Source organism: Acinetobacter sp. 2JN-4 (assembly GCF_003687745.1).
In the GTDB taxonomy this organism is placed as follows: Bacteria; Pseudomonadota; Gammaproteobacteria; order Pseudomonadales; family Moraxellaceae; genus Acinetobacter; species Acinetobacter halotolerans.
Genome location: NZ_RDNY01000001.1, coordinates 572,922 through 596,134 on the forward strand (window position 1 = coordinate 572,922; position 23,213 = coordinate 596,134).

Annotated in this window: 22 protein-coding genes; 6 read left to right on the top strand and 16 right to left on the bottom strand. The window is 38.2% G+C overall.

Annotated elements, in window-relative coordinates; all coding sequences use genetic code 11:
* Nucleotides 1-42 precede the first annotated feature (42 nt).
* Entirely contained in the window at nucleotides 43-2,124 is a 2,082-nt protein-coding gene (gene znuD / locus EAH57_RS02785; protein WP_121928734.1) for a zinc piracy TonB-dependent receptor ZnuD, read from the bottom strand.
* A gap of 135 nt (nucleotides 2,125-2,259) precedes the next feature.
* On the opposite strand from znuD, the gene EAH57_RS02790 reads away from it, so the two are divergent.
* The 4 genes from EAH57_RS02790 (at nucleotide 2,260) to EAH57_RS02805 (ending at nucleotide 6,137) form a co-directional block, all read left to right on the top strand.
* Nucleotides 2,260-3,027: a DUF4184 family protein gene (locus EAH57_RS02790; RefSeq protein WP_171407364.1), complete on the top strand. Its 768-nt coding sequence runs from the start codon at nucleotides 2,260-2,262 to the stop codon at nucleotides 3,025-3,027.
* 128 nt (nucleotides 3,028-3,155) lie between these two features.
* A complete protein-coding gene (aspS, locus tag EAH57_RS02795; protein ID WP_004669569.1) occupies nucleotides 3,156-4,934 on the top strand; it encodes an aspartate--tRNA ligase in 1,779 nt (592 codons plus the stop codon).
* A 106-nt stretch (nucleotides 4,935-5,040) separates the two neighbouring features.
* Nucleotides 5,041-5,262: a hypothetical protein gene (locus EAH57_RS02800; protein WP_121928736.1), complete on the top strand. Its 222-nt coding sequence runs from the start codon at nucleotides 5,041-5,043 to the stop codon at nucleotides 5,260-5,262.
* Nucleotides 5,263-5,267: 5 nt separating this feature from the next.
* Nucleotides 5,268-6,137 (top strand): lysophospholipid acyltransferase family protein, encoded by an 870-nt coding sequence (locus EAH57_RS02805; protein WP_121928737.1) that lies wholly within the window; start codon nucleotides 5,268-5,270, stop codon nucleotides 6,135-6,137.
* 14 nt (nucleotides 6,138-6,151) lie between these two features.
* Here the strand turns inward: EAH57_RS02805 and EAH57_RS02810 are convergent, their stop codons facing one another.
* The gene (locus EAH57_RS02810; RefSeq protein ID WP_121928738.1) at nucleotides 6,152-6,871 is read right to left on the bottom strand and encodes a putative nucleotide-diphospho-sugar transferase; all 720 of its coding nucleotides are present in this window, start codon (nucleotides 6,869-6,871) and stop codon (nucleotides 6,152-6,154) included.
* Nucleotides 6,872-7,076: 205 nt separating this feature from the next.
* Between EAH57_RS02810 and EAH57_RS02815 the strand changes: the two genes are divergently transcribed.
* Nucleotides 7,077-7,979, top strand: a complete 903-nt coding sequence (locus EAH57_RS02815) for a glycosyl transferase (protein WP_121928739.1) — start codon at nucleotides 7,077-7,079, stop codon at nucleotides 7,977-7,979.
* Nucleotides 7,980-8,071: 92 nt separating this feature from the next.
* Nucleotides 8,072-8,977 carry a lipopolysaccharide biosynthesis protein gene (locus tag EAH57_RS02820; protein WP_121928740.1) on the top strand — a complete coding sequence of 302 codons (906 nt, stop codon included), beginning with the start codon at nucleotides 8,072-8,074 and terminating at the stop codon, nucleotides 8,975-8,977.
* Between the two features lie 87 nt (nucleotides 8,978-9,064).
* Here EAH57_RS02820 and EAH57_RS02825 read toward each other — a convergent pair whose 3' ends face one another.
* From EAH57_RS02825 to EAH57_RS15920, 14 genes are all read right to left on the bottom strand, one after another.
* On the bottom strand, nucleotides 9,065-9,877 hold the full coding sequence (locus EAH57_RS02825; protein ID WP_121928741.1) for a glycosyltransferase family 25 protein: 813 nt from the start codon (nucleotides 9,875-9,877) through the stop codon (nucleotides 9,065-9,067).
* Nucleotides 9,878-9,948: 71 nt separating this feature from the next.
* The gene (locus EAH57_RS02830; protein WP_121928742.1) at nucleotides 9,949-10,860 is read right to left on the bottom strand and encodes a glycosyltransferase family 32 protein; all 912 of its coding nucleotides are present in this window, start codon (nucleotides 10,858-10,860) and stop codon (nucleotides 9,949-9,951) included.
* A gap of 73 nt (nucleotides 10,861-10,933) precedes the next feature.
* Entirely contained in the window at nucleotides 10,934-11,692 is a 759-nt protein-coding gene (locus EAH57_RS02835) for a glycosyltransferase family 25 protein (RefSeq protein ID WP_121928743.1), read from the bottom strand.
* 14 nt (nucleotides 11,693-11,706) lie between these two features.
* Nucleotides 11,707-12,702, bottom strand: coding sequence for a Stealth CR1 domain-containing protein (locus tag EAH57_RS02840; protein WP_121928744.1), 996 nt, complete (start codon nucleotides 12,700-12,702; stop codon nucleotides 11,707-11,709).
* A gap of 35 nt (nucleotides 12,703-12,737) precedes the next feature.
* On the bottom strand, nucleotides 12,738-13,493 hold the full coding sequence (locus tag EAH57_RS02845) for a glycosyltransferase (protein ID WP_121928745.1): 756 nt from the start codon (nucleotides 13,491-13,493) through the stop codon (nucleotides 12,738-12,740).
* A 172-nt stretch (nucleotides 13,494-13,665) separates the two neighbouring features.
* Entirely contained in the window at nucleotides 13,666-14,826 is a 1,161-nt protein-coding gene (locus tag EAH57_RS02850; protein ID WP_121928746.1) for a nucleotide sugar dehydrogenase, read from the bottom strand.
* A gap of 156 nt (nucleotides 14,827-14,982) precedes the next feature.
* Nucleotides 14,983-15,909 carry a branched-chain amino acid transaminase gene (locus EAH57_RS02855; RefSeq protein ID WP_004669582.1) on the bottom strand — a complete coding sequence of 309 codons (927 nt, stop codon included), beginning with the start codon at nucleotides 15,907-15,909 and terminating at the stop codon, nucleotides 14,983-14,985.
* 24 nt (nucleotides 15,910-15,933) lie between these two features.
* Nucleotides 15,934-18,681 carry a bifunctional [glutamate--ammonia ligase]-adenylyl-L-tyrosine phosphorylase/[glutamate--ammonia-ligase] adenylyltransferase gene (gene glnE, locus EAH57_RS02860; protein ID WP_121928747.1) on the bottom strand — a complete coding sequence of 916 codons (2,748 nt, stop codon included), beginning with the start codon at nucleotides 18,679-18,681 and terminating at the stop codon, nucleotides 15,934-15,936.
* Nucleotides 18,682-18,766: 85 nt separating this feature from the next.
* Nucleotides 18,767-20,038, bottom strand: a complete 1,272-nt coding sequence (locus EAH57_RS02865; protein WP_121928748.1) for a sensor histidine kinase — start codon at nucleotides 20,036-20,038, stop codon at nucleotides 18,767-18,769.
* A gap of 346 nt (nucleotides 20,039-20,384) precedes the next feature.
* On the bottom strand, nucleotides 20,385-20,747 hold the full coding sequence (locus tag EAH57_RS02870) for a hypothetical protein (protein WP_121928749.1): 363 nt from the start codon (nucleotides 20,745-20,747) through the stop codon (nucleotides 20,385-20,387).
* 385 nt (nucleotides 20,748-21,132) lie between these two features.
* Nucleotides 21,133-21,630: a hypothetical protein gene (locus EAH57_RS02875; RefSeq protein WP_121928750.1), complete on the bottom strand. Its 498-nt coding sequence runs from the start codon at nucleotides 21,628-21,630 to the stop codon at nucleotides 21,133-21,135.
* A complete protein-coding gene (locus tag EAH57_RS02880; RefSeq protein WP_121928775.1) occupies nucleotides 21,617-22,219 on the bottom strand; it encodes a recombinase family protein in 603 nt (200 codons plus the stop codon). Before EAH57_RS02880 ends, EAH57_RS02875 begins: the two co-directional genes overlap by 14 nt.
* Before the next feature lie 177 nt (nucleotides 22,220-22,396).
* The gene (locus tag EAH57_RS02885) at nucleotides 22,397-22,882 is read right to left on the bottom strand and encodes a hypothetical protein (RefSeq protein ID WP_121928751.1); all 486 of its coding nucleotides are present in this window, start codon (nucleotides 22,880-22,882) and stop codon (nucleotides 22,397-22,399) included.
* A 115-nt stretch (nucleotides 22,883-22,997) separates the two neighbouring features.
* A partial coding sequence (locus tag EAH57_RS15920; RefSeq protein WP_213071136.1) for a hypothetical protein occupies nucleotides 22,998-23,213 on the bottom strand: 216 nt, incomplete at its 5' end.

Sequence of the window (23,213 nt, forward strand, 5' to 3'; positions counted from 1 at the left end):
TCGTTTATAAAATCAAAGTTTTATAATCAATTTCACTTAAGCTTAGAAGCTAAAGTTCACACCTACAGTAAAGTTACGCCCAACTTGTGGAATCGTCGACAAGAATGAAGCATGTTGATACACCTTTTCATCCAAAACGTTATTGGCATTGAGGAAGACACGATAATCCCCAGCATTACTATATTGACCTGAATATGCCACACCAAGATTCAACATATTATAACTTTGGGTATCTGTTTCATATGCTGCAATCTTATTTTGCTGGAATACATGATAGTACTCAGCCGAACCGCTGTATCCATCACCAAAATCAGCCTTTACTTTAGTTCCGACACGACCAGCTGGTACACGTGGTGCATTTTCATTGTCGATCTTGCCACGTACATAGTCACCGAATAAGCTGACTTTATAGATTGGTGAGATTTGATAACCTGCTTCTGCCTCAGCGCCGTAGAAACGCGCTTTATCTTGCGTGTATTCAACCAAACGGAAATCTTCATAACGATCTAAAGTTTGTGCAAAGATGTAGTCATCAAACCAGTTATGGTAGACGTGTACATGGTAATCAAAGGTGTTATTGTCATAATGGAAACCAAGTTCTACATTGTTTGATTTCTCTTTCTTCAACTGATCATTACCCAATTCATAGGTATTGGTCGCAAAGTGTTTGCCATTTGCGTACAACTCTTGTGCCATTGGCAAACGTTGTTGATGAGAGGCAACAAAAGACAGCTTGTAATCTGGGGCAAATTCCCAGTTGGCTGCACCAGAGAATGAATAGGCTGAGCCATCAAAATCTTTCTTGCTTGAATCATCAATATCAATCTTTTGTTTATCCGCACGTGCTGCAAGTTCAACATGAACATTATTGAATTGTGCATGTTCTAAAGCAAATACACTCCATTTCTTGGTGGTATTTGGTGCCAAGAACGCTTCTTCGCCTGTTAATGTGAGTTTTTGCTGACTGTATTGAGTCCCAATCACCCCTTCCCATACACCGAGCGGATTATGAACAAGCTCAAAACGCCCATCATAACCTTTGTTTTTAAATCGGGTTGTGATGGTATCTTCTTCAAGTTCATCATGGCGATAATCGGTATAGCTTGCTTGCGCACGCATCTTTTTAAAGCCTGCAAATGGGTCATCTAATTCTGTACGGAAGTCATAACGCTCAGACTTGAGGTCAATCCATGGTCCGCCATGTGCATGTTCGTGGTCGTGGTCGTGGTCATCATGTCCGTGATCATCATGTCCGCCATGCCCATGATCATGATCTCCACAATGTAAGTGAGGTCGTCCCGTTAGATGTGCATCACAACTTTCATATTCATGGCTGTGTCCAGGCAAACCATATTTATCTTGACGGTTACTATATGAAATACCGGTAAAACCACGATCATAGATCCAAGACAAACCGACATTTACCGTTTGACCTTCTGCAAAGGTGTTATCAACACGACGCTCCTTTTCGCCCTCATGAAAGTAATTAGGAGCGATATAGTCATTTGCTTCGCGCTTGAGCCCTTCAACGCGCAAGGCAACTTGGTCACCTAAACCGACGGTCACACCTGCACTTGCGAGTTTTTCATCGCTGCCCGTGTTGTAACGTAGACCCACATTGCCTTCATAACCCTTTTCTGGCATTTGGGTTGGGATTTTGTTGTCCGTTACATTGACCAAACCACCGACAGTGCCAGCGCCAAATAATAACGTTGATGGCCCACGAATCACTTCAACCTGCGAGGCCAATGCTGGATCGACAGTCACAGCATGGTCGGGTGAAAGGGTTGAGACATCAATATTTTCAGAGGAGTTTTGCAACACTTTAACGCGTGCGCCATCTTGTCCACGAATCACAGGACGGCTTGAACCAGCACCAAACTGGTTAGAATAAATGCCAACTTCGTTGGCTAAGGCATCCCCAATCGTAACCGCACCTTGCGCTAAAGTTTTTTGATCAACCACCGTATCTGCAACCGCAAAGTCCTGTGAAGTTTGCTCAAGCGGATGCGCTTTAATTCGTATTGTTTCTAATGTTTTAACTTGCTCATTTTCTGCGGCAAATGATGAAACTGATGCAGCAGCTAATATAGATAAAGTCAGAATACTTTTTGAAAATGACATACCGTGTCTCGGATCAGCTCAAATATTGATTGTTATACTATAACATTTCACTTAATTTGCAATAAAAAACATAGCTGAAAAAAACATTTGCTACACTGTCGCTCCATGATTTTAAAAAACTCGTTTTCTAACGATATGCCTTTTACCCTGTCTCATGCAGTTCTTGCGCCACCATTATCAAAAATCAGTAAAGGTCATTTGCCCATCGCAGCTTTAGCCATCGGCTGCATGACACCAGATCTTTATCGTTTATTTACACAAGGAAATATTGCGCTAACCCACCAATGGAGCGGCATTTTATTTCCAAATCTTCCAATTGGATTATTCTTTTGCATCCTGTGGTATTTACTTTATCGCCCAGTGATCTACCGTCTGTTCGCGATCCAAGATCCTTTACATATCCATTCATTTGACCGTTTTGTTGCCTTTAGTTTGATGAGTTGTTTTGCAATCATCATCGGAACTGCAACACATTTGATTTGGGATGGATTTACCCATTTAGATTTCCGTACTTTTGCATTCGAAACAATACTTGCTCAGCAAATCTCATTGTTTGGCTTTAACTACCCATTACATTTCGTTTTACAGATTGGCTCATCCATCATTGCACTCCCATTTATCTTTAGGATGTGTCTGAGCTATTTCCAAAAATATAAGCAAGACACGATTATTCCAAAAGAGTTTAAAGTTTTTGTATGGAGCAGCTTGATCATTTCAAGCATTGGTGGACTGCTATCGCTCTGGGATTATAGTCGTCATATCGCATCCGAGATTTGGGTGAAAGAGCCTTATTTTTTCATGGGTAAATCAATCAATGAATTTACTCACACAGCACTAATAATCTTCACACTGTCTTGCTTATTATTGTTATTTTTAGATCGAAAATCACCTCCGCACTTTTGAAGTGCCAATAAACCCGCTTAAGACTTGAGACAATCCGCTCAACAAGGCATAATCTCCCCCTTCATTGGTGCTGCGCTGTTTACGCATTCACCTTCTACAGCCAATATAGTTTGGATAAATAATTCAATATGATGCGCACTCATTACTGTGGCTCTTTAACTGAAGCCCAAATCGATCAAACAGTGACTTTATGTGGTTGGGTTCATCGTCGCCGTGACCATGGCGGTGTGATTTTCCTTGATATGCGTGACCGCGATGGTCTCGTGCAAGTGGTCATTGACCCTGATACCCCAGAAGCATTCGCAACTGCGGATAAAGCACGTTCAGAATTTGTTTTAAAAATTACTGGTCGCGTTCGTCGCCGCTATGAAGGCACTGAAAATGCCAATATGGTGAGTGGTCAAATTGAAGTTTTAGGCAAAGAGATTGAGGTACTTGCTGCTTCAGAAACGCCGCCTTTCCCTTTGAATGATGAAAATACCAATATTTCTGAAGAAATTCGTTTGAAATATCGTTTCTTGGACATTCGTCGTCCAGAAATGTTAGATCGCCTACGCTTTCGTTCTAAATTAACCAACTTAATTCGTAACTATTTCGAAGACAATGGTTTCTTGGACGTTGAAACACCGATTCTCACTCGTGCAACTCCAGAAGGTGCACGTGACTATCTCGTGCCTAGTCGTGTTTCAAATGGTAGTTTTTACGCTCTGCCACAATCACCACAATTGTTTAAACAATTACTGATGGTGGGTGGTATTGATCGTTACTATCAAATCGCAAAATGTTTCCGTGATGAAGACTTGCGTGCTGATCGTCAGCCTGAATTTACTCAAATCGACGTTGAAACATCGTTCATGAGTGACGATGACATCATGGATTTGATGGAAGTATTAACAGTGAAGATGTTCGATGAACTTCTTGGTGTTAAATTCGATAAATTCCAACGTATGACCTATGCGGATGCAATGCGTGATTATGCGTCAGACAAACCTGATATGCGTATTCCGTTGAAACTCATCGATGTTGCTGATCTGATGCAAGAAGTTGAGTTTAAAGTGTTCGCTGGACCTGCTAAAGACCCTAAAGGTCGTATCGTTGCTTTACGTGTTCCGGGCGCAGCATCATTACCACGTAGTGCGATTGATGAATATACCAAATTCGTCGGCATTTACGGTGCGAAAGGTTTGGCGTATATCAAAGTCAATGAATTGGCAAAAGGTATTGAAGGTCTTCAATCTCCAATCGTTAAATTCATCGAGCCAATCGTACTTGAACTGTTAGAACGTGTCGGCGCTCAAGATGGCGATATCGTGTTCTTTGGTGCGGATAAAGCTAAAGTCGTCAATGACGCGATGGGTGCTCTTCGTGTCAAGATCGGTCATGATTTGAATCTTGCAACGTGTGAGTGGGCTCCTCTTTGGGTTGTAGACTTCCCAATGTTTGAAGAAACGGATGATGGTAAATGGACCTCGGTTCACCATCCATTCACATTACCAAAATCAAGTGTTGAAGAAGTAAAGAATAACCCAGGTGCTGCACTCTCGGTTGCTTACGACATGGTACTCAACGGTACTGAAGTCGGTGGTGGTTCATTGCGTATTTATAACTTAGAAATGCAAAAAGCGATCTTTGAAGCTTTAGGTATCTCTGATGAAGAAGCAGAAGAAAAATTCAGCTTCTTACTCAATGCATTACGTTATGGCGCGCCTCCACATGGTGGTTTGGCATTTGGTTTAGATCGTCTAGTGATGTTAATGACAGGCGCTTCTTCTATTCGTGATGTAATTGCATTCCCGAAAACTAAAACTGCTGAATGTCCATTGACTCAAGCACCTGCACCAGTTGAAGCAAATCAATTGCGTGATTTGGGTATTCGTTTACGCGAACAACAAAAGAAAGAAGCTTAAGACCTTAAGCAAAGAAGAGGCGCTGTTTACAGCGCCTTTTTTGTAAATTGAGATTGATTCTCTTTAATGGCATAATAAACTAGTTTTTTATTGAAGGTATCAGCCCATGGCCATGCGTCCAGATGTGCGTCGACACACAATTGTCCTTATTGTGTTTTCACTTGCGCAATGGTTTCTTATGCGTTACATCTTGTCGAATGAACTCTTCAATATGACCACCTATCAACGAATTTTATATTTTTGCGTCAGCAGTCTAGCTGGTGCGCTACTGATTTTTGCCGCACTGATTTATATGGTGCTCAAAGGCAATGCAGATAAACAAGACTAATTCAAATGTCCTTTTACAGCACCCTTCTTCGTCTTCTACCTTTGCCATTTTTGCGTAGCATCGCAAAAGTGGCAGCATACTTGATTAATCAAAATCCAAATAAAAGTATGTTGTGGAAAACGCGAATCAATCTTGGATTAGCCTATCCTGAATTAACGCCTGAACAACAAGAACAACTGGCTCGAGAAAGTGTGGTCAAACAATGTCTAAGCTATATCGAATCAGGAAAATGTTGGGCTATGCCGCCTGAGTGGAGTATTCAGCAGATTCGTGCTGTGCATAATTTAGATGTCTTAACCGATGCACTCAATAATCCCAAGGGTGCATTGATCATCACACCGCATCTTGGTACATGGGAAATGATGAATGCTTGGGTACATCAGTACGGTATTCCAACCATTATGTACAAACCCATGAAAGATAGTGGCTTTAATTCCTTTGCTCTCCATGCGCGCCAAAGACTGAATGCAACACTTGTCCCTACTGATGCTAATGGTGTGAAAGCGCTGTTTAAAAACCTCAAACAAGGGGGCTTTAGTGTCATTCTACCCGACCATGTCCCACAACCTTCTGGCGGAGTCGTGGTTCCGTTTTTCGGTATCCCATGCTTGACCAGTACCCTTGCCAGTAAAATGGCGCAAAAAACCCAATGTCGTTTAGTTGGGTTGAGTTGCTTCCGTCGTGAAGATGGCGAAGGTTTTGAGGTGTATTGTGATGATCTAAATGATCCTCAACTTTATGATCGAGATATCGAGATTGCAACGACAGCATTGAACAAAGCAGTTGAACAGATGATCAACCGCTTTCCTGCAGAATACATGTGGGGGTATAAACGGTTTAGAGGGGGACTTGGACCTAATAACCATTACCGTTAAACTTCATTTTAATTTTATATTAAGTCATCTATTGCTAAGCGAATATTAATACCTAAACTTTCCGCCCTCGCATTCACAACGTTATGGCGACCTACAATTTTCCTCGTACTTTTCAATAAAAATGGGATGCGCATTAACCACTGATGAAAGGTATTTCTACCTTGATATTTATCAATCCAACGCTTATCGCGACTTGCTTGTAATTGCTCAATGATCGGCTCAACACTATCCCCATAAGTACGTCGAGAGGTATCATAAATAAAGGTATAATTCGGTGGAAGCTTGTTTAAAGTGACTTTTTTACTTTCGACCCATTCATCAACTAATTCTTGTAATACAATCTGATCCCACACTTCTGGTTGCTGCAACTGTCTACGTTCCCATTCATCCATAAGTAAATGAGCATTAGGGGTATCATTAATAAAAATTGTACTGCTAATCAAACGTGTATCATTAATATAGTGGACCGCAATATCTTCTTCAATTGCTTCAAAGAATGGACGAATATCCTTTAAAATAATCGCATCAGCATCAACAAATAAGATTTTACCTGTTAGCTCCCTTCTCATTTGAGCAATAAATTTTGGCTTAAATGCAATAATTTTTTGCCAATCATCTTTAAATACTTGATGAAAGTGCACATTAATATCAAATTTTTTTGCAGAACATGCTAATATATTTGCATGTTTTGTATACAGCTTATCGTCTGTATGGAAACCAAAAATTGTTAGCATAAATGCCCTGTAATACTTATATAAATAAATGCTTATATTAAAAGATTAGGGTTCAATGCGTCAACATTACATCGCCCCAAAAACAAAACATAACCAATTGATTTTAATAACTTAATATAAAAACACTTTGTAAAGACTATATCGCTCCAAACCAAGTTGCTATAATTCAGTTTAAATTCTACAAATGATAAAATGTATTCCAGATATGAATAGTGAAGTAATTAAAGTATTTGTGGGTTGTGATCCCAACAATTGTGATTTAGAACAAATGATGGTTTTAGATTACAGCATTCGAAAACACACCCAACACCCTGTTGAAATTGTTTGGATGCAATTGAGCCATGACCCTAAAAGTCCATGGTACAGTAATCAAGAAACTCAAGAAGGTTGGCATACTGAAAAATGGGCAACTCCATTCTCAGGTTTCCGCTGGGCTATCCCTGAGTCATCAAATTTTGAAGGGCGATCAATCTATATGGATGCTGATGTCATCGTACTCTGTGATATAGCTGAATTATGGTCCCATCCGATGAATAATGAGGCAATCGTCATCGCCAAAGGCGGTAAAAGTACAGCTCGACTTTGTACATGTGTTTGGGATTGTGAAAAAGCTAAACAACATTTACCTGCATTAAAAGAATTACAAGCAGATCCTGAAGGGCATAAAAAGCTGATGCAGCTCATCAAAGAAAAGCCTGAACTCGTTCAACCTTATCAAGATTCCTACAATAATATTGATGGTGAAGGCTTAACCATTGAACAAATTAAAATTTTGCACTACTCAGATATGGGAACACAATTTAGTCATAAATATGCGCTACCACGTCTTGAAGCTGCGGGTCAAGAGCATTGGTTTGATGGTAAAATCATGCCACATCCTAGACAAGATTTAACTGAATTATTTGATCAATATTATCAGGAGGCATTGAGTCATGGCTTTAAACTGGAAAATTATCTTGTAGAACCTTATGGAGCATTTCAAAAGGCAACACAAGTCAATTATCACGGTAACAAGGTAACTCGTTCTGGTAATACGAGTTGGTTCACTCGTTCTTTAGAGTCACTTAAGTCTAAATTCAAGAAAAAAAGATTTTCTTTAGATGACTAATCTGCTCTAAAGGATATTACTACTTCCCAGTAATACTCTTATTAAGCACGCAGAAAATTAACAAAAACCCATATACCAATTTGAGCTATTACATGTTTTATTCTTTATTCAATCAAGTTTTAAGAAATATCTATAAATTCGTTTATAAGATTCTCTTTCCTAAAGAATATAAACATAACCGCCGTTTTTGGCCACTTTACCGGGTTCAACGAAATGTAGATGGTCGTTTGGAAAAAGTTTTTTTTAAGAAACGACTCGTTTCAAATAATTTAGAACTGGTACCTACTACAAATAAAAAATGCATGTTAATTGCAACAGGCCCTTCCATACAACAACTCCCCTCTAAAGTTTTTCAAAACAAAGAGATTGACTATATTGGTGTAAATGGTGCAATTTCATTAGAAAACATTCATTACAGCACCTATATCATTATTGATCATAATTTTGTTGATACTCGATTTGATTTGGTTGAAAAAGTACTACAAACAAATTGTACTTTTTACACCACTCCACGCTGCCTAGATATGATACTTAGACGTGTAAAATTTAATAATATTCATTGTAATATAAAAACCATAGAAACCATAACCAGAGGTTTAATGGAAGTATTTTTAGACAAAGAAATACATGTGAATAAAACAGCAGAATATATTTATACTCACAATAATTTTGGCTTCTCAAAAGATATTTTTTATGGGACATTTGACTATTTTACCGTTGCCTACGTAGCATTGCAGATTATAAATGCATTAAATTACAAAGAAATTTATATTGCTGGCCTAGATATGAATAATTTTAATAAACCTAGATTTTATGAAACGAACGATGACAAACAACCAACATCATTAGATATACATACAGAAACTGTGCTACATGCATTTGATATTGCTGCACTATTCTTCAAAAAAAATCAAATCGAAGTTTTCAACTTATCTATGAACAGTGCTGTTAAATCTTTTAATAAAGTATCAGCAGACCAGCTCTCCAAGCACTTTTAATCTATCTATTAAGTTCACTTGATTAAGCCTTTAACTAAATTTTCATGCCAGTTTTTATCTAGAACCTATCAAAACTGGCATTCACTTTTATCTAAATTCAACCTTCTTCGTCGCAAGTTTTGAATATATAATCCATGGGATAGAAATAAGTTGAATGAATGGACGAGACAATTCTTTATACATCGTCTGTAATATTGTTTTCTGCTTAGTTGGATTTTTCTTCAAATCTATTTCTCTTCTCACACTTCGCTCATGTTTTAATGTACTTGGAAAAAGGTCCGTTTTTCCTGCCATACGATGCTCTTGAACACATAAAGCGGGAAGCATTTGAAATACAGGTAAGTTACCATCTACTAAATAATAATTAAACATTGCTTTATCAACAGCAATCAAATTTTCAGTCTGGCGAAAATACTCTAATAAGGATACTGCTGCTTTTTTTGATAAAATATAACCTGCTGCTCCAACATGACTACTGCGCAATGGAAAAAGCTTTCTGTTCTTCTGCAATATTTCAGTAGGTTTAATTGTCGATTTAATCGTACTAGAAAATGCCTCTAACTTTATAATATCGCAATATTCGGGAATCCATTGATTATCATTTAGAAAATCTCGTACATTCTCACCCAAATAAATATCATCTTCAAAAATAGCAATATGATCTAAGTTTTCATCTAGCATTTTTTTCCACAACACAACATGGCTCAACAAACAAGAGACCTCACCAGCCCCCAAATTTGTATTTTCAATATTAATATTAATTTCTTTCGCAATATCAGCAGACGTTTTGGGCGTAATAGCATCAAAGAATTCAAACTTAACGTCTTGTTTTGAAAACTCAGCAATAATATGTTCTCGGCGCTGTTGTTCAGATACCAAGCTTATTACAATATTTTTCATTCGAACATACACCTATATTAATTACAATGATTCACTATTAGTAATTTAACTTTTCGTTAAATAAAAATTTGTTAAATATCCAACAATGAGCCCTTAAAATACATCTTTTTCGAATAATAATGGCTCAAAATTTTCCTTTCCTTTCCAGCAAATTTAATTAGCTTCGGGAGCTCAAAGGGAGAATCGTTAATTGCCATATCAATCAGTACTTTTTCTTTGACCCACTGGTTTTTAACCTGATAAAAAAATGCATTTTTATCACAATTAATTAGTGTCATGCTCGGTAAGTATGCTCTCATAACTTTCTGGCATGCCACATAAGCCACTAGATATTCAAGACGACCTATTTCTTGAAAAATATCCTTTGCATTGGTATCACTATTTTTGATCTGCTGAATATAAACTTTTGGGCTCAGCTCAATCGCCTTAGATAGTTCATCAAACCATTGTTTAAAAAAAATGTTTTTAGCTGTACTTGCTAATAACCAATTTTCCAATACAGGAAAATCCAAATTAGTGGTATTTTTTGCACGATAGTACGCAAAACTATTAGTCTTATATTTTATAACAACATCTTGAATCCAATCTAGACTTTCATAAACAATAATACTTGCATCCAACCAGATTCCACCGTATTGATAAATCAGTTCAAAACGTATGAGATCGGCTTTTTGCTGAGGTGTAGCATGCTGAAAACGCTCATAATCAATATCACAAAATTTCTTAACGGTATCAGGAGTTAAAAAATTAACCTCATAATCAGGATTAGTCTTTTTAACTTGCTCAACACATTTTTCAACAAAGCTAGAAAGTGAGCCCTCCCAATACATCCAGATTTTTTTAGGAATTACTGCATGAGGAATACTCGGATTTATAACAATCAGATCTGCTTCATTATCTATTGCATCATTTACCCCTCTTTTTTTATTCGCATACATCGAATAAAACTTTAAGAGATAAAATATTTTTTTAAATATTTTCATAAAGGTAACTCAGCCGCGCTTTCAAGTCTATTGAGGCCTCATTTTGCCAAAGTGATTTTATAGACAATTTTAATTAGAAGATCAAATGTCGAATAGCATAAAAACGGTCACGCCACATTCTTTTTTGTTTCTTAAAACCATGTGACGCACTGCGGTTTTCTAAATCTTTACGTTTGATACCCTGTGTCGCAACAGTACCTAAAATATCACTGTCTAGACCCGCAGGCTGCACAAAGGGTTGCCACACACCCAAGCCTTTACCGTTTTTACTTAACCAACTTTGGAAGAATATATCGACAGGGACTTGCATCGTTTTACCAAATCGGACGAACTCTTCTGCACCTTTTCTTGACCACACTAATCCCACACCACGAATAGGAAAGTAATAGGCATGCCATAATGAATAATCTTGAATTTGAACAATATCTTTTGCTAATTTCTTTTTCTTTGCTGCAATATTGACCACATACCAATCCAGTTCTTTATGCTGATCAAGGTAGTTTAACAGTGAGTCTAGATTTTGTTTAAAGTTCGGCAAAACATCGATATCATCTTCTAGTACTACGAGATAATCTGCATCAGTTTCCAAAAATTTTTTAGCACAACCATAATGACTGAGATAACAACCAAGCTCCGAACTAATCAGGCTACGCCCTAAAATTTGCTGGGCGGTATCATCATCATAATTTTCGAACTCTGATAACGCTTTGCCTCGACCATCGTATGCAGGGAAACGGCTAAACTCCCAGTTTTCTTGATTTAATTGAGCTGTTGCACTAGCTAAGCGTTGATCACTACCCTCAAGATTGATCAGATAAGTCACGACTTTCATATGAGATCTCTACCTTATACTGCGATACTTGCCTGAATCTGATTTGGCAAAACATCTTTAAATTTGTCGATCAATGCAGAGCGTACTTTTTGCTCAGCATTTTGCTCTAACTGATCTAAACTTTGAATACAGCCAAACTGAGTTTCGCTACGTGCCAGTTGATCGATAAATCGCTGAATATCACGATCATCTTTTAAATAAGCAATTTCAATGTCATCTTTTAGAATCGTTTGATTTGATGAAATAGCTAAATGGTTTGACAAACCTACTGGTAAAAACTGATCGATATGTCTAAATCTAAAGCTAATTTGCTTTTCTAAAATACTCGGATATTGTTGAAAATACTGAGTTAAAATCATTTTATTTAAAATATGCGGACGATGATGTATTTCATAGTATTTAGTTAAACCAACCAGATCTGCACTTAACATTTGTGCAATTGAATACTTTGGTTGTGCGATTTTTCCTATTTTTTCTTGGAGGAATCGACGAATAAGATACTTCATTTTTTTTATAAAGTTATTTTGCCAATGACCATAGATCACCATACGTTCAGCATCTAAAAAATCATGAATATTAGAAGGACTATTAAAAAAGAAATCATCATTTAAATAAATAAAATGCTCTGATAGTCCTCGAATATTCCATAGCATGGTTTCAATGCTCAATGAATTAAACGTCGGCAGTGCAGACTCATGACCTTCGAATAGTTCTGTATGATCAATGATCCTAATTTTGTCTTTTTCGCAGAGATTTTGTTGTTCAAATTGATCTAACCATTGTGGCGACTGTTGATCTGTCACCACATAGATTTTTCCACAATACGGCACATATTTTAGAATTGACGCAATACAAAAATAAATTTCATCATTACTGGCAAAACGAGTGGCTTCGATCGCATTTGAGGCAGCAGATTGATTTATAAATTGCTGACGCTTATGTTTTAAGTTGAGATCTTGACCATCAACCCAAGCAATTACGATATCAATAGGTTGTATTGAATCTTTCATAAATCAAGCTCTTTTAATCCATATCGCGGTCGCAATTACTGCCAAGCGTCTTTAATCCAATCTGAAGGCAACACATAGCGATACCATTTTCCACCACCACCATTGACTGCGTCAGGCGGGTTAATCTCACCATGGAAAATAATAATTTTTGCGCCTTTCGGTTTCACTGGCGGCTGGAAATAAGCAAAAGGAACGTTTCTCAAACAATGATACTTGTAGCTTTTACACCATTCTTTATTCCAGTAACTTAACTTACCCTCTTTATGTACATACCAAGATAAGTATTCTTGCTCATTTCGGAATTTTTCACGTATCTCATCGAAGTTTTCACGAAAATAAGGCAAGATTCCAGAAAATGTACCCAATTTAAAGCGATAAACCGAACTATTTCCGGTTACTCGCCAAGGTCGTTTCCAATCATGGATAATTAAGAACTCGCCCTTTTCCTGAAAGAAACCGTCCATATTATCAACAATCACCACGTCTAAATCCAAAAACAATGCATTGCCTTTGAGACCATATAGATCAGGTTCAAAAGTGGAAAGTTTGTTCCAACCACGCTCAGGCGCACCTGCTGGCAAATCTAAAGAAGGAATCGGAAAACACTGAACATTTGGGTCAATACCTTCAGTACGATCAGTGAGACAGACCATTTTAAAAGGTAAAGTCAGGTGACGTTTGACCATGTTATACAAACGATTGACGTATTCAGCACCATATTTGGTTCCCCATTTCATACACAAAATGATATTTTCTTCGTGTGTTGCTGAATTTTGTTGAGTGTCGACCATCTGATAACCCTAATACCTGAGATAATATTTTTACTTTGATTCTTGATGATACAAAGTCTTAAATAGTATGCACCGAATGTTAAGCTATCTTAGCATAGGCATGATTAATTTGATTATTATAAATTCGTCAAACGACTAGCATTATTTAAACGCTGCTTTACTAGACTGAACACTAGTTCACTCCAAACAAATCTCTGCTGTAAATTTTTTCCATTACATCACTAAACATAGGAACCATTCGGTTCACAATAATTAAATCAGATTTACTCTTAAATTTTTGTAGGCTTGATTCAATCGGATGACCTAAATATTCCTTTACATCCAAGGTCGGCTCATAAATCACAATATTGATACCGTGATCAGCCAAACCTTGCAACACATCATGTACAGCCGACTCTCTAAAATTGTCTGAATCAGCTTTCATTGTTAGTCGATAAACCCCGACACAGGATACCTTTCGACTCAAAATATCTTCAATAATCGCCTGTTTACGTGTCTGGTTGGAACGAATAATCGCAGAAATCAGTTCTTGTGGCGTATCATGATAATTGGCCAACAACTGTTTGGTATCTTTCGGCAAGCAATAGCCACCATAACCAAAGGACGGATTGTTGTAGTGATCTCCGATACGCTGATCCAAAGCAACACCAGTAACAATATCTAAAGCACTCAACTTATTCTTCAAACAATAGGTATCAAGTTCATTAAAGAAAGCCACTCGCATCGCCAAATAAGTATTCGAAAACAGTTTAATCGCTTCCGCTTCGGTCGAATCCACACAGAGCAACACAGCGTCTTTTTTAATCGTTGCTTTAAGATACAACTTGGCAATTTTCTCAGCACGCTTAGATTTTTCACCGACAATGATCCGTGACGGATATAGATTATCCTGCAATGCCTGCCCCTCTCTAAGAAATTCTGGCGAAAAGATCAGACTCTTTAACTTGAGTCTTTTAGAAACTTCAGCAGTATAGCCAACGGGTACGGTGGATTTAATCAACATGAGTGCTTTGGGGTTGATGCTTTGAATATCTGCGATCACGCTTTCAATACTTGAGGTATCAAAGTAATTGGTGTCTGGATTGTAATTGGTAGGTGTGGCAATGATAATCAACTTTGCATGCTGATAAGCCAGTTCTTTATCACTGGTGGCTTCAATATGCGATTCGGTTAAGTAGCTTTGAATACAGGCATCACTGATTGGAGATATTTTTTGATTGATCTGCTTAATTCTTGTTTGGTCAATGTCTAGTACGATCACATCGTGTTGTTTGGAAAATAACAAGGCATTGGATAAACCCACATAACCTGCGCCGACCACGGTAATTTTCATTGTTTCTCTATTTTTTAATTGTGCTTAGAGATCAACGTAGCCGAGTTTAATTAAGGATTGATGATGCTTTGATTGCAATCTGTTGACAGCTTCACTATTAAAAAGCAGCTAATAAAAAAGCGAAGCCTGAGCTTCGCTTAATCGATGGTTATTTACTTATTTCACATAAGTTAACCAATGCGCATATTTATCATTACGGCCTTGAACAGCATCAAAGAAAGTCTTTTGAATTTCAGTGGTGATCGGACCACGTGAACCACAACCGATTTCACGATCATCATATTCACGAATTGGGGTTACTTCAGCAGCAGTACCAGTAAAGAATGCTTCGTCAGCAATATAAAACTCATCACGAGTAATACGGCGCTCTACGACTTCATAGCCAAGGTCTTTAGCAATGGTCATCACTGTTTGACGAGTAATCCCTTCAAGTGCACCACCTGCTAAATCTGGGGTATGTAACACGCCATCTTTGATCAAGAAGACATTTTCACCGGCACCTTGGCAAACAAAACCTTGTGGGTCAAGCAGCATCGCTTCGTCATAACCCGCACGAGCAACTTCTTGGTGTGCCAAGATTGATACTGTGTAGTTACCACAAGCTTTTGCTTTACACATGGTCACGTTTGGATGGTGATGCGTAAATGAAGACGTTTTTACACGAATACCGTGTGCCATTGCTTCGTCACCAAGATACGTTCCCCAAGACCATGCCGCAACCGCTGCATGAACGGTATTATCCGTTGCAGCGATGCCTAGCTTCTCAGAACCGATCCAAATCAATGGACGTAAATAGCATGACACCAATTTATTTTCACGCACGACATCAATTTGTGCTTGTTCTAAAGTCGCTTGATCAAATGGAACTTTCATTTGATAAATTTTTGCTGAATTTAATAAGCGTTTGGTGTGATCTTGCAAACGGAAGATTGCTGTACCATTCGGCGTTTCATAGGCACGAACACCCTCAAACACACCCATACTATAATGTAGTGTATGTGTTAAGACGTGAATCTTTGCATCACGCCAATCAACCATTTTTCCATCTTGCCAAATAAAACCATCACGATCAGCCAAACTCATCGCACATACTCCATTTTTTCACTATTATTCACTTTCCAATGCTATTGCAGTTGGATCAACTAATCTTTGCCATAACTTGCAAACGATCTCGCGGGTATCGTGCCAATCCGCAGCATTGACTTGCATCGATTGATTTGCAAGCGCTAGACGGTGACTCTCAGCTCGTTCACGGAGGTAAGCGTGTATTAATGCTGTGGCATCTTCACTGGATAAGCAGCCTGCTTTAGCAGCATCCTCTAAAATTCTCACATTGTCGGAAAAATGGGCGAGATCTGTATTCGTCCCACTCCATGCAAGCACTGCATACTGTGCCATAAATTCAATGTCAACGATACCACCCGCATCCTGTTTTAAATGAAAAATGCCATGTTTTTTTTGCTCAGAAGATGAACCCAAATGATCTTTCATTTTTTGGCGCATTTTGATCACTTCGTCACGTACTACGTTTTCATCACGAACTTGAGTGAGGATTTTGCACCGGACCTCTTCAAACTGCTGGCACAACTTCAAATCTCCCGCAATCGAACGAGCACGTACCAAAGCTTGATGCTCCCATAACCATGCATGTTTTTGCTGATATTGCTCAAAGGCCTTTAGGCTAGTAACCAACATTCCCGCCTCGCCTGACGGTCTTAGACGGGTATCAATTTCATAGACGCGTCCATCCAAAGTTTGCGTGGTCATGAGCGACATAAATTTCTGTGCTACACGAATCGCAAACTCAGCACCACTAATACGCTTTCTGCCATCCGTTTCGCTTTGTTCTTCAAAGGCATGAATAAACACCAAATCCAAATCAGAGGCATAACCCAGTTCAATTCCGCCGAGCTTGCCATAGCCAATCACAGTGAAGCCTTTTACATCTAGACTGCAACGCTGTCCGTTGCTTCCCATCGGATAACCATGTCGTTGCGCAACAGCTTCATAGGCCAGATTCAAGGTTGCTTGTACACTGACCTCCGCGATATCGGTTAGGGCATCTGAAACTTTCATTAATGGACTTTCAGCCAATACATCACTGGCAGCCACGGTTAAAACGTTGCTCTTTTTGAATAAACGCAACACACGCATTTGATCTTCAACTTGATCAATCTCGATACGCAGTAATTGCTGGCGTAGAGAATCCTCTAAGTCTTGACGTAAGGGCAAACCAAAGTCCATCGACAAGAATTCATCGAGCAATACTGGATATTGTGCTAACTCCTCACAAATCCACGGACTCACCGTTGCCATTTTCACCAAGCGTTGCAATGCACCACGGCTTTCCATCAACATAACCAAATACACGGTACGGCGGAGTACCGACTCAACCAAAGGCATCAAACGTAACAATGCCATTTGCGGCTGATCAGACTGTAAAATCGCTTCAATCAAATGTGGCCAAAACTTCTTTAAGCGTTCGAGTGCACTTGCAGGAATTTTCTTTAAGGCTTGCCCATGCCAGAAGTTCTGAATCAGATTCTGCGCAGCGTCATCCAATACCGTATTGAGCTGCTGTTCCAACTGCTCGAAATCATCAACCGGCTCAGAAAATTCGTTTTCTTGAATCAATTGTTTAAATTGGACTTTAACCTTATCGCGCTTCTGGTTCAGCACATTTAAAAATGATGACCAATCCGCAAAGCCCAAAGTGTCCAACATACGTTGTCTAAGTTCAGGCTCAGTCGGTAAGGATTGTGTTTGCTGATCATTGAGTGCTTGGATCGCATGTTCCACGCGTCTTAGAAACAGATATGCATCTTCAAGATCCGACACCGCCTGTTGATCCAGTAGTTCCGCCTGAGCCAAATGCTGCAAATTGACCAAGCATTGGCGATCGTGCAACTCTCGTCTTGATCCACCATAAATTAACTGGAACACCTGTACGATAAACTCAATCTCACGAATCCCCCCCGCACCGAGCTTAATATCATCCTCGATATTACGGCGCATCACCTCACGTTCGATCATAGCTTTCATTTCACGCATCGCAGCAAATGCAGAATAATCAACATAACGACGGAACACAAAAGGGCGTGCCATCGCCATTAAATCGGCACCCTCTTTTCCACCAGTAATCACCCGCGCTTTAATCCACGCATAGCGTTCCCACTCCCGACCATGCTGACTTAAATATTTTTCTAAACCTATGTGGCTAATGGCCAGTGCGGAACCATCTCCCCACGGACGTAACCGCATATCCACGCGAAACACAAAACCCTCAGCGCTAATATGATCAAGTAAGTAAATGAGTTTCTGTCCCCATAAAATACAGAACTGCTGCACATCAATACACTTACGACCACTGGTTTCCCCCTGTTCATCAAAGGCAAAAATCAAATCAATGTCGCTAGAAAGATTGAGTTCCTGTGCACCAAGCTTACCCATACCAATGACAATCAGGTCTTGCACCTGACCAGAATAACCGATCGGTTCACCATGCTTGGCGATCAAAGGGGCACGTGCAAAGGCTTTCGCAGCACAAATACTGGCATCTGCAAAGTCGGAAAGCTCACGAGTCAGCGTAACCACATCCGTCAGCTGATTGGCATCTTGCCAAATCCATCGAAACATCAATTTGGCACGTAAAATACGCAGCGTTTTCATCCATGCCTGTTCATCACTGATCTCTGCAACAGCAGCTTGAACCTTTTGAAAAATACTTTCTGTCGAGAGCGCGCAAAGGAATTGATCTTCGGCATAATCTTGTTCTAATTCTATTGAATATAAATTTAAAACTTGTTCAGCATACTGACTGGCAACTAAGGTTTTTTGTAGCTGTTCTGCATTCATATAAAAAAGCTCGACTAATGTCATCTTAATGAGGTCTGTAGACCTTTCTAGTTATATCAGTTACATGCTTATCTTTAAAATCTCTTTAGACCAATTTTTCTTGGCTTTTATGCTGTTCGATACATGAATCTACATGTTCACGTGCAGCTGGTAAAAGGACGGTAAATTGAGTACCTCCGCCTTCCTTCGAGCTCGCACTAATTTCACCAAGGTTCATTTCCACGAACCGTTTACACAAGGCAAGTCCCAAACCAGCGCCTTTCTCTCCAGCTGTCCCTTTTAAACTAACGGTAATGCGGGGTTGAAATAAATCTTTTATTTGTGCTTGAGTCATTCCCAAACCCGTGTCTTTAACACAAATTTCTACATGGTCACCCTTGCTTTGCGCTCGAATAAAGACTTTTCCAGCACTATCCACGTCAGTAAATTTCAAGGCATTTGAAACCAAGTTCTGGATCACAGAGGTGATCATATTCATATCGGCATAGACTTTAAGATTCTCATCGACTTCATTGACCAATTCAATATGCTTTTTCAAAGCCAATGTTTTTAAGATATCAGTGACAATATTGGTAATTTGCCGTAACTTAAAATTAATTGGGTGATAAACAAAACGACCACCCTCTGCCATTGCCCAATTCAGCAAACTTTCCAATAAGTTATAAGTCGATTGCGAAGTATCATGGAGATAGTCTGCGATATTTTGGATACTGGATTCATCTAAAGTATCACGCTCTTTCGCCAGTATTTCAGAAAAGCCAAGTAAGCCATGAAATGGAGCACGTAAGTCATGTGAAATGATCGAAAAGAATTTGGTTTTACTCACGTTCAACGCCGCTTCTTGTTCGTATAATTCTTTTAATTCATCGTGGCTAAATTTCAATTCAAGCTGTTGCATAAAATTAACGCAGTGTGCTTGTAAAAGTTGCTTTTGCAATTCACTAAACGCTTGGGCATCCTCATCAAATAAAACCACATATCCTAATGAGGTTTGATCAGGATGTCTGAGATGCAGTGCAATCGCACTTTGAACTTTTCGCTTAAACGTATTTAAAAAGGCAATCAAGGTTGGATAACGCGGATGTTCACTATCGATCAGATCATCATTGACAAATAATGTATTTAAACTTTTTGCAATCTTAGCAGAATCAACTGCTTGTAATTTTTCAGGGCAACGGTGCCAAAGATAAGGTTCTTGGTGAAAAGCGAGCAATGCAGTACTGGCCTGCATCAATTTACGATTAAATTGCAGGAAATGTTCAATCAAGTTCTGTTCAGTGTTTAGGCCTAAAGACAAAGATATCTTACAAGCACTTAACTTTTCGGCCTGCTGTAATTCTAATAATTGAATAGCCATGCCCGCCTCTCGAATATTATCATTATACGGTTGCTTACGTTTTATTAGGAAAATGTGACAACTATCACCTAGTATTAACAAAGTTTAACATAAAAGGCAATAAATGCTTCTCATTATTTCGAAACAAAACGTGAAATTTCATCAAATATTAACATAAATATTTGATGAAACAGGAACTAAATAGACGAAAGCTTATGCGAGGACAAAGCAGAAAACAAATGTAATCAATAACAAAAAAAGCAGCCATAGATCACTGCTCTTTGTCACGATTACTGGCTTAAATGTTCTTCACAAGAAGAAATAGAAAGAATGAAATTTATCAAGTCATTAGAAGATAAAAGTCTTTTTAGGCAAAGTTATAGTAAAGCGCGGTGCCATAATCGTAAAAACTTACCTTATTTCCCTGACATGCAATCGAATAATATCGACCGCTTCCATAATGATACCCCTCGTAACAACCAGCAGATTTTTGTTTTATCGAGATGTATTCACCATGCCCATAGTCATAAAGGCGATATTCACCGCCATTAAACCGCCCCTCAAAATAGGTATTTCGATCATAATCAAAAAACTTTATGCACTCTTTATCGGCATGACCGGAAATACGAGGATAACAAGACTGAGTATAATCATAGATATTGCGTTTTGTGTTATTGGTTTCTAGCTTTAGTACTGCCAAAGCAAGTGCAGCTCTTTGATACGGCTTCATTATTTATCCTTTTCATAGGATCTGCTGACATTACACAAATACTGGCAACTCAAGTGTTTTTGACTTAAGCAATCCTAAACAGTACAAGGCATAACATAATGAACAATTAGAATGACAACAGATCCTGATTATTCTTCAAAAAATTTACGACTATGGCTATAAAGCAACCACGACCTAAACTAGAGTAAAAATTAAACAAGCTTCTTAGACTAACATTTTTAATCGCCATAAAAAAACCCCAAGCCTTTAATACCAGCTTGGGGTCTTTGAATCTTGGTCCGAGGGTCAGACTCGAATATATAAGTAAAATACTGATATAAATATAGTTTATTTATATCAGTATAATTATATCCTTAAACGTATCCTTATTATTTGAGCCTTGAAATTATGGTTTCTTATAACATGCAACATTTTTTAAAGGCTTATACAGCCTTTTAATTTCTGATTTTGCTACAGAATATTTATCAGTTCTTTGACAATCAATAGGAAGCGTGAGTATAAGTTTATTATTATCACTATTTAGTTTTTTATAAATTTCTTTCAATTTTTCAATAAGTTGAGTCAAGTCAATCTTTTCATTAATAAAATTCAATCTAGGGATCATAATGTCAATAAGCTCTTTAGCCTTTTTTATACTCTGCTCATTTGCTTCAATAGCTATGTAATCAGGGGCACCAACTGCACTATCTTTTTTCTCAACAAGTAACGCATCTAATTCAAATAAATTACCTAATAGAATTTTCGCCTCATTAGCAAAAACTTCTTTCTCTTTTTGCTTATGCCATACTTTATATACAAATATCGCTATACCAATGGTTATTAACCCAGTAACTAATGGAATGAACTTTGAAACTAAATCCCAATTAATACTACAAGCGTCCATCTACTCCCCCCTTTAAAACTCGATATACAGTAGCAATACCACAATCAACAGCTTTCGCTATTTCTTCTCTTGTTAAACCTTTTCTATTTAAAGCAATGATACGTTCATGTTTAGCCTTATCTGCTTTCTTTCCTGTAGGCACATATCCCGAACGTGCCAACCCTTGCTTAATTCGCTCTTTGCGTTTGTCATTATCTAGCTTCGCCATAGTCGCCAATAGATCAATAAGCATGGCATTAATGACATTCAATATCTCGCCTGTCATACCGTCATTACTTGTATGTGTGGTCGGTAGGTCGGCTACGATCAAGCGTAAACCTTTAGCTTTGATCTTATCTTTTAGAATTGCAAAGTCATCTTGTGACAATCGGCTAAGTCTATCCACACTTTCAACTAAAAGAATATCGCCTTTATTCGCCTCTGCAAGCAAGTGATTTAATGCTGGGCGTTCAAGCTTTGTACCTGAATAGTTTTCTATGTACGTGTTGTATTGATCGCCATAGCTTTGGCTGAATGAAACAAGATCATTCAATGCTCGTTCTGCATCTTGATCTTTGGTACTTGCTCTTACATATATTCTAATTGTCATATCATTAGCCTTTATCATATAGCTATCACTTAATATGACTTATGATAAATCTATCATTTAACTAAGTAAACAAGTTAAATGATAGATAGTAAAATATAATTATCAAATTATCTTTTGGGTATAGTCTAATGATAGATTGAGTTGCTCTTTAGACTGGATCGAAAGCTAATGCTCATACTAGTAAGGAAATCTATCTTGCTTAAACTCAACTTTATTCTTTTTTACATGCTTAAAGAACAGATTAATCAATTCTAAAAAGTTCGATGTTGTATTTGAGTCAAACTTATATAGATACTCTCCATCTTTTTTATACTGAGTTACATCAAGTACCTCAAAGTATTCTGACTCTGCATTCTTTTTACGTTGAATACTTACTTTAATAGTTAATCTTTTTGTGGAGCGTTCAGCAAGGTTATATTCTTTCTCATTACGTTTTTCAGTTATAGGATTAACTATTTGAATCGAAATATTTAATTCTTTGTACTTAAACAATAAAATATTTTCTTCTTTAATCTCATGATCGAAATCAGGACAGATAGAAAGGAACTCAGTTGTAATCAAATACTTTAGATGATTTACATGCTCTTCCAATTGTCTAGCTTTCTCACTTTTATAGGCTTCAAATTCGTTTTGTTGTTCAATAAGTAATTGAAGTCCATCCATATCAAATGCTCTTCTTTGAAATAAGGGATAATCATTAAGTATAGTCGATGAAGATTAATGCTGTAACTCTTAAAACCAGTTGTTTGCCCGTAACTGCCTATGCTCACTCTTAAAATCACATTAATGTTTTTGCCGTGGTGTCCTCTTTGGCAAGGGGAATTACCTTTCCAGAATTTTTGACTGTGATGCAGTTACCTGACCACCTGACCACCTGACCACCTGACCACCTGACCACCTGACCACCTGACCACCTGACCACCTGACCACCTGACCACCTGACCACCTGACCACCTGACCACCTGACCACCTGACCACCTGACCACCTGACCAC

Coding starts and splice junctions, on each gene's coding strand:
- znuD (WP_121928734.1), bottom strand. CDS start 2,124: ATGTCATTTTCAAAAAGTATTCTGACTTTATCTATATTAGCTGCTGCA.
- EAH57_RS02790 (WP_171407364.1), top strand. CDS start 2,260: ATGCCTTTTACCCTGTCTCATGCAGTTCTTGCGCCACCATTATCAAAA.
- aspS (WP_004669569.1), top strand. CDS start 3,156: ATGATGCGCACTCATTACTGTGGCTCTTTAACTGAAGCCCAAATCGAT.
- EAH57_RS02800 (WP_121928736.1), top strand. CDS start 5,041: ATGGCCATGCGTCCAGATGTGCGTCGACACACAATTGTCCTTATTGTG.
- EAH57_RS02805 (WP_121928737.1), top strand. CDS start 5,268: ATGTCCTTTTACAGCACCCTTCTTCGTCTTCTACCTTTGCCATTTTTG.
- EAH57_RS02810 (WP_121928738.1), bottom strand. CDS start 6,871: ATGCTAACAATTTTTGGTTTCCATACAGACGATAAGCTGTATACAAAA.
- EAH57_RS02815 (WP_121928739.1), top strand. CDS start 7,077: ATGAATAGTGAAGTAATTAAAGTATTTGTGGGTTGTGATCCCAACAAT.
- EAH57_RS02820 (WP_121928740.1), top strand. CDS start 8,072: ATGTTTTATTCTTTATTCAATCAAGTTTTAAGAAATATCTATAAATTC.
- EAH57_RS02825 (WP_121928741.1), bottom strand. CDS start 9,877: ATGAAAAATATTGTAATAAGCTTGGTATCTGAACAACAGCGCCGAGAA.
- EAH57_RS02830 (WP_121928742.1), bottom strand. CDS start 10,860: ATGAAAATATTTAAAAAAATATTTTATCTCTTAAAGTTTTATTCGATG.
- EAH57_RS02835 (WP_121928743.1), bottom strand. CDS start 11,692: ATGAAAGTCGTGACTTATCTGATCAATCTTGAGGGTAGTGATCAACGC.
- EAH57_RS02840 (WP_121928744.1), bottom strand. CDS start 12,702: ATGAAAGATTCAATACAACCTATTGATATCGTAATTGCTTGGGTTGAT.
- EAH57_RS02845 (WP_121928745.1), bottom strand. CDS start 13,493: ATGGTCGACACTCAACAAAATTCAGCAACACACGAAGAAAATATCATT.
- EAH57_RS02850 (WP_121928746.1), bottom strand. CDS start 14,826: ATGAAAATTACCGTGGTCGGCGCAGGTTATGTGGGTTTATCCAATGCC.
- EAH57_RS02855 (WP_004669582.1), bottom strand. CDS start 15,909: ATGAGTTTGGCTGATCGTGATGGTTTTATTTGGCAAGATGGAAAAATG.
- glnE (WP_121928747.1), bottom strand. CDS start 18,681: ATGAATGCAGAACAGCTACAAAAAACCTTAGTTGCCAGTCAGTATGCT.
- EAH57_RS02865 (WP_121928748.1), bottom strand. CDS start 20,038: ATGGCTATTCAATTATTAGAATTACAGCAGGCCGAAAAGTTAAGTGCT.
- EAH57_RS02870 (WP_121928749.1), bottom strand. CDS start 20,747: ATGAAGCCGTATCAAAGAGCTGCACTTGCTTTGGCAGTACTAAAGCTA.
- EAH57_RS02875 (WP_121928750.1), bottom strand. CDS start 21,630: ATGGACGCTTGTAGTATTAATTGGGATTTAGTTTCAAAGTTCATTCCA.
- EAH57_RS02880 (WP_121928775.1), bottom strand. CDS start 22,219: ATGACAATTAGAATATATGTAAGAGCAAGTACCAAAGATCAAGATGCA.
- EAH57_RS02885 (WP_121928751.1), bottom strand. CDS start 22,882: ATGGATGGACTTCAATTACTTATTGAACAACAAAACGAATTTGAAGCC.